Raw genomic sequence first — 5,989 nt, 5'->3', positions numbered from 1 at the left:
AGGCATGGGCGTCCGACGTCAGGACGCCGGGCAGCCCGGACCTGCAGGCCTGGCTGCGGGCGGCGCAGTACGGACTGCTCGCCAACACCCGTCCCGGTTCCTCGGACAGCATCGCCCCGGCCGGGCTGACCAGCGACAACTACGCGGGCATGGTGTTCTGGGACGCCGAGACCTGGATGTACCCGGGGCTGCTCGCCACCCGTCCCGAACTGGCCCGTTCCGTCGTGGAGTACCGCTACCGCACCCGGGGCGCCGCCCGCGCGAACGCCGGGAAGCTGGGTCACGCAGGGCTGTTCTACCCGTGGACGAGCGCGAGCAGGGGCCGCCTGGACTCCGAGTGCCAGAGCTGGGACCCGCCGCACTGCCTCACCCAGAACCACCTCCAGGGCGACATCGCGCTCGCCGTCTGGCAGTACTACCTCGCCACCGGGGACCGCGCCTGGCTGGCCGGCCGGGGGTGGCCGCTGCTGAAGGGCATCGCGGACTTCTGGCAGTCACGCGCCACCGCGAACGCCGACGGCAGCTACTCGGTGAAGGACGTCGCGGGCCCCGACGAGTACAGCAACGGGGTCACGGACGGCGTCTTCACCAACGCGGTCGCCGCCACCGCCCTGCGCAACGCCACCCGCGCCGCCGCACTCCTCGGCCACCCGGCGCCCGCCGGCTGGACCCGGGTCGCCGACGGACTGCGCATCCCGTACGACGCCGAGCGGAAGCTGTTCCTCCAGTACGCCGGCTACAACGGCTCGACCATCAAGCAGGCCGACACGGTGCTGCTGATCTACCCGCTGGAGTGGCCGATGGAGGAGGGCGCCGCCGCCGCGACCCTCGACCACTACGCCGCCCGCACCGACCCGGACGGCCCCGCGATGACCGACTCGGTGCACGCGATCGACGCCGCCGCGATCGGGGCGCCGGGCTGTGCCACGTACACCTACCTCCAGCGCGCCGTACGCCCGTTCGTCCGGGGCCCGTTCAGCCTCTTCTCCGAGGCACGGGGCGAGAAGTCCGGCGCCCAGGACCCGCTTTCGGGCTTCCCCGCCGAGGACTTCCTCACCGGGAAGGGCGGGCTCCTCCAGGTCTTCACGCACGGTCTGACCGGGCTCAGGCTGCGCGAGGACGGCGTACGCCTCGACCCGCTGCTGCCCCCGCAGTTGCGCGAGGGCGTGGAGCTGACGGGGCTCCGCCACCGGGACCGTACGTACGACATCGCCATCGGCCCCCGGACGACCACGGTCCGGCTGAGGGACGGCGCGCCGTTCACCGTCCACACCCCGGCCGGCCCGCGCCGTCTCTCCGGCACCCTCGTGCTCCCCACCCGCCGCCCCGACCTCACCCCGACGCCGGACACCGCCCGCTGCCGCCCGGTGACGGCCACCTCCGAGGCCCCCGGCCTGTACGCCGAGGCGGCGGTGGACGGCAGCCCCTCGACCTCCTGGTCACCGGACGGCGCGACGGGCACACTGACGGTGGCCCTGCGCCACGTGACCCGGATCGCCTCGGTCACGCCCCGCTGGACGGACCTCGCACCGGCCTCCCACACCCTGGAGACCTCCCTGGACGGCCACACCTGGCATCCGTACGAACCGGGCGCGGAGGCCCGCCAGGTCCGGCTGACGGTCCGCTCGGCCGACACGGAGAAACCGACGGGAGTGACCGAACTGGTGGTGAACACCCGCGCCTAGGCGAGCGCGGCCGTCGTTCCGGCAGGGCGGGGCCATGGCGCAGAGGTCCTCGCGCCGGTCTCCGGAACGGAGAGGACGCCGGTCCGCAGCCGTCGCCGGCGGCCGGAGTGCGGCGTGATCCGCCGGCGGACGGGCGGCCGGCCACGACTCGAACCGCGTCCACGCCTGATCGAACACGACAAGATCCATCGACGTCATGGGCCGACGACAGAAGGCCGGTCCGACAGTCCACCCACCTCGGTTCCGTGCGGCACCGCCATGAGCGCGGTTCTCCACGCGCCCGCCGGCGCTCGGAGCCCGGGTCTCGGAAGTCGAGCGCCGGGCCGGGCCGTTCACTCTTCCGGAGGGCGGGCGGGGCGCCCGGGCCCGGCGCTCAAGCTTCGGGACACGGGCGCCGGGATTCGAGGTCCGAGATTCGAGCGATGTCGTTCAACCGGGTGGGAAAAGAAGGGGTTCGGGAAAACCTCCCCACCCTCCCGGACCCGTCACGGCCAGCAAGTATGACTAATCGTGACCGACTTGCGGCGCAGAGTTGCGGGTGCTTACGGTGCCACCGACGAATCGGCCCCGACGCGGTGTTGGCGCACCGGCCGGGGCCTGACCTCAAGATCGAAAGGCGCGATCCCGTGGTTACCCAGAACCCTAGCTCCGCCCTGCGCACCCCCGCACCCTCACGCCCGTACACGAAGGCGCGCCCCGGCTACGGCAAGCGCTCCGCCCCGGACCAACGCCCGTCGCACCCCGATGACTTCACGTTCCTCCCGGAGCGCGAGCGGTACATCGCCGGATACGTCGACCACCTGCCCGACGGGGCGGCGATGGACATCAAGTCGCTCGCCAAGGACCTCCCGCTGTACGGCCAGATGGCCATCGGCACGGCCCTGCGCGCCCTCGCTGTGGCCGGTCACCTCCGCCACGTACGCTGCCGCGTCGAGACACTCGGCCAGCAGCGCTGGGTCACGCTCACCTACTGGTCCCGCACCGCCCGCGACAACGAGTGGTGGGCCGCTCACCTGCACGCGGAAGCCGCGTGCGACCAGGCCGCCCCGCCAGCGGCGGCTCCCACCGGCGCGCCCCCGCAGGCACCCGAGGCACCGGCCGTGACCGCTCCGGCCGTACCGCGGCAGCGCACGCCCGGGCCGCTGCCGGAACCGGGCGGCACGCCCTCGCCCGCCTACCTCGCCCTGGCCGGGCTCGGCCGGACCGACCCGCGCCTCGCTCTCTCGGCCGCCGACTGCGCCGCCCTGGAGGAGGCGGCCGCCGCATGGTTCAACCACGGTGTGAGCACCGACTACTTCACCCGTGCCCTCACTTCCGGTCTTCCGGACCAGGTGGGTTCGCCCGTCGGCTTCGTACGCCGCCGCCTCGTCGACAAACTCCCGCCCCGGCTCTCCGCCGCCCCGGAACCGGCCGCCCCCGGTGCCCCCGTACGCCGACTGCTGGTGGAGTGCGCCTCCTGCGGTCGCCCCGGCCCGGCCGAAGCGCTCCCGGACGGCCTCTGCCGTCCCTGCCGCGAGACCTCTCCCGAGGCGGCGCCCACCCCGGCCGAACCGGCCGAACCCGCCGCCGAACGCGACATCCAGGCGCACATGAGCGCGCTGCGCGAAAGCCTCAGGATGCCGTGACGCCCGCCCCCGGTCCGGCAGGCGCTTCACTCCGGCCCGGTGCCGGCCGAAGTCGCGCCGCACGCGCGGTGAGGTGGCGTCGTTCCGGTGCGCTGGTGGCACGTCGGGCGGCATCGCGGTAAGCACCCGCCGCGTCGTCGTACCGGCCCAGCCTCTCCAGGAGGTGGGCTCTCGCGGCGAACAGGCGGTGGTGGCGTGCCATGCGTTTGTCGGATCGCAGGGTGTCGAGCAGATCGAGTCCGGCGGCGGGGCCGTGCACCATGGCGACGGCGACCGCGCGGTTGAGGGTGACCATCGGGTTGGGGGCGAGGTGCTCCAGCAGTTCGTACAGGGCGAGGATCTGCGGCCAGTCCGTGGTCCCGGCATGCTCGGCCTCGTCGTGGACGGCGGCGATGGCTGCCTGCAGCTGGTAAGGGCCGACCTGCCCCCGGGGCAGGGTCCTGCTGATCAGGTCGATTCCCTCGGCGATGAGACGGCGGTCCCACCGGCTTCGGTCCTGCTCCGCCAGCGGCACCAGGTCGCCGCCGGGACCTGTGCGGGCGCAGCGGCGCGCATCGGTGAGCAGCATCAGTGCCAGCAGCCCCGCCGCCTCCGCGTCGTCGGGCAGCAGACGGTGCAGCAGCCTGGCGAGCCGGATCGCCTCGGCCGACAGCGCGGGCGCGGTCAGATCCGCACCGTCCGTGGTCGTGTACCCCTCGTTGAAGATCAGGTACAGCACGTGCAGCACCTCGCCCAGCCGCTCGGCACGCTCTGCTGCGCACGCTCCTCGCTCTCGCAGTCGAGCAGGTAGAAGCTGGCGATGTACTCCTTCGACTCCTTCGGGGCCAGAGCCTGGGCCCGCAGGATGCCGTAAGCCGATTCGAGCGCCCCGGCCTTCTTCGGTTCCGAGTACAGCGCGCTCTCGCTCTGCACCTCCGCCTGCCCCATCCTGCGCTGATCGCCGAGGTGGATCAACGTGAACGCCCCTGCCGGTCCGCCATGTTCATCGCATCCGGTCGGCATGACTTGCCTCTCGAAGTTCCGCTCGTGCCCGAACAACAGCAACTGCTCCGACTGCCCGCGCAGGACTTCCCTCCTGCCGAGCGGCCGACGGAGGACGGCTTCTTCGATGACGGAACTCAGGAGAGGGGCGTCGTCCCACGGGAGAACACGCCGGGCAGGACGGTCCGGGCCACTTCGAACATCGCACCCGCGTGACTCGGCGATTCCCCCTCCGAACACCACGGGCCCACGTCACACCGGGCTGCGGCGACGTGTCGAGCCGACGCCCCGCGCTTCGTGACGATCAGCAGCCGCTGTCCCGCCCTCGCGCAGAAGGCGTACGGCACCAGTCCCGGCACGCCGGACCGTCCCCGAGCTGCCTGACCTCCCTGAAGCACGGCGAGCCCGGGCCCTCTGCGGCGGATCTCCACATGGCGCACGCAGATGGTCCGTGACCGACGACGGCACTTCACGCGCGGCCCAGGCGCCTCCCGCCTCTCGCGAGGATTGTCCCGTTCGCGGCGTAATAAAGATCCGGCCGACGGAAAGCCCGTCGACCGGTTCCGTGAAGAAACCGTACCGGTCCATGAATGGATGTGGCCCCACCGGCGTTTCGAGATGGAAAAGCGTCATGAGCGATTGCCCGACGGGTGGCCTCGTAATGCGCCCACGTGTTTTCATCCTTCACATCGCGGAAGCCGCCGCAACCGTGACAACGGCAAGGTCCTTCATTCCTGACGGAGTAGGCCCTCGCCATACGGAATTAATGTGAAAGGAAATCACCTCATGAGCTCCGCCCCCCAGATGCAGACCCAGGAAATCTCCGACGCGGACCTGGACAACGTGTCCGGCGGCGTCGTCGCCGGCCTGGCCGGCGAGGTCTCCCTCGACACGCCCCTCTCCTCGCTCTCCGTGGGAATCTCGGGAGCCGCCGGCGTCGACGTGCTGGGTGTCGCCGGGCTCGGCACCGCCACCACGCTCTCGGCCTGATCCGACGCCGGACCCTTCATGCCCCGGCGCCGTCCAGGCGGCGGGGCATGAGAGGCGTGGGGCACCATGATCAACGCATCTCGGACCGCGAACCCACGGACGCCCGGGTCCACGGACCAGAAAGCCTGGAACATGAAGGACCGCCGTCTGCACCCGGTTCGCCGTCCGCCCGGCCCGGGCAACCGGTGGGAGCTCGTCTGGAGCCACCGGGACGAGCTGCTGGAGATCGCGCGCCACCGGTCGTCGAGCGCCGAAGAGGCCGAGGACGCCGTGCAGGAAGCGATGCTCCGCACGGTGGAGGACCCTGGCGTCCAGTACGGCCGGGTGTGCTCATGGCTCAGGCTCGCGACCGAACGCGTATGCGCCGAACGCCGCCGCCAGGTCGTCCGCGACTCGGAGCTGAGCACGAGCCCTTACGCCGTTCCCGTGGAGCCCTGCCCGGTCGAGGAAGTGGCGTGCGACCGGGCAGAGGCCCGGTGGCTGGCAGAGCGCAGCACCGAACTGCTGCCCGCCCGCCAAGCCGAGGCGCTGCGGCTCCACTCCCAGGACCTCGACGTCGGACAGGTCGCCCGGGCCATGGGACTGAGCCACCGGGCGACCGAGTCGCTGCTCGCCAGAGCCAGACGCTCACTGCGTCATCTCCTGGCCGGGAGTCTCACTTCGGCCGTGGCCGCCTGGATGTTCGTACGCAGGTTCCCGTTCCCCCGC

General features: G+C 72.0%; 5 protein-coding genes and 1 pseudogene. 4 read left to right on the top strand and 2 right to left on the bottom strand.

Annotated elements, in window-relative coordinates; all coding sequences use genetic code 11:
• Positions 1–1,685, top strand: a 1,685-nt coding sequence (locus VN520_RS25580; protein WP_325749295.1) for a discoidin domain-containing protein, incomplete at its 5' end; no start/stop codon positions are given.
• A 626-nt stretch (positions 1,686–2,311) separates the two neighbouring features.
• Entirely contained in the window at positions 2,312–3,310 is a 999-nt protein-coding gene (locus VN520_RS25575) for a MarR family transcriptional regulator (protein ID WP_325749294.1), read from the top strand.
• Here the strand turns inward: VN520_RS25575 and VN520_RS25570 are convergent.
• A pseudogene (locus tag VN520_RS25570) lies at positions 3,297–4,064 on the bottom strand (RNA polymerase sigma factor); the annotation flags it as partial. The gene VN520_RS25575 and the pseudogene VN520_RS25570 sit on opposite strands and share 14 nt — an antisense overlap.
• Positions 4,016–4,531: a Scr1 family TA system antitoxin-like transcriptional regulator gene (locus tag VN520_RS25565; RefSeq protein ID WP_325749296.1), complete on the bottom strand. Its 516-nt coding sequence runs from the start codon at positions 4,529–4,531 to the stop codon at positions 4,016–4,018. The gene VN520_RS25565 and the pseudogene VN520_RS25570, both read right to left, overlap by 49 nt.
• 546 nt (positions 4,532–5,077) lie before the next feature.
• Between VN520_RS25565 and VN520_RS25560 the strand changes: the two genes are divergently transcribed.
• Together VN520_RS25560 and VN520_RS25555 are read left to right on the top strand one after the other, a co-directional pair.
• Positions 5,078–5,281, top strand: a complete 204-nt coding sequence (locus VN520_RS25560) for a hypothetical protein (RefSeq protein ID WP_325749293.1) — start codon at positions 5,078–5,080, stop codon at positions 5,279–5,281.
• A 66-nt stretch (positions 5,282–5,347) separates the two neighbouring features.
• On the top strand, positions 5,348–5,989 hold a 642-nt coding region (locus VN520_RS25555), incomplete at its 3' end, for an RNA polymerase sigma factor (protein ID WP_325749292.1).

This window comes from Streptomyces sp. (assembly GCF_035563135.1).
Taxonomy (GTDB): Bacteria; Actinomycetota; Actinomycetes; order Streptomycetales; family Streptomycetaceae; genus Streptomyces.
The sequence above is the reverse complement of the archived record's forward strand: the minus strand, read 5'-3'. Positions and strand labels throughout refer to the sequence as shown.

Coding starts and splice junctions, on each gene's coding strand:
- VN520_RS25560 (WP_325749293.1), top strand. CDS start 5,078: ATGAGCTCCGCCCCCCAGATGCAGACCCAGGAAATCTCCGACGCGGAC.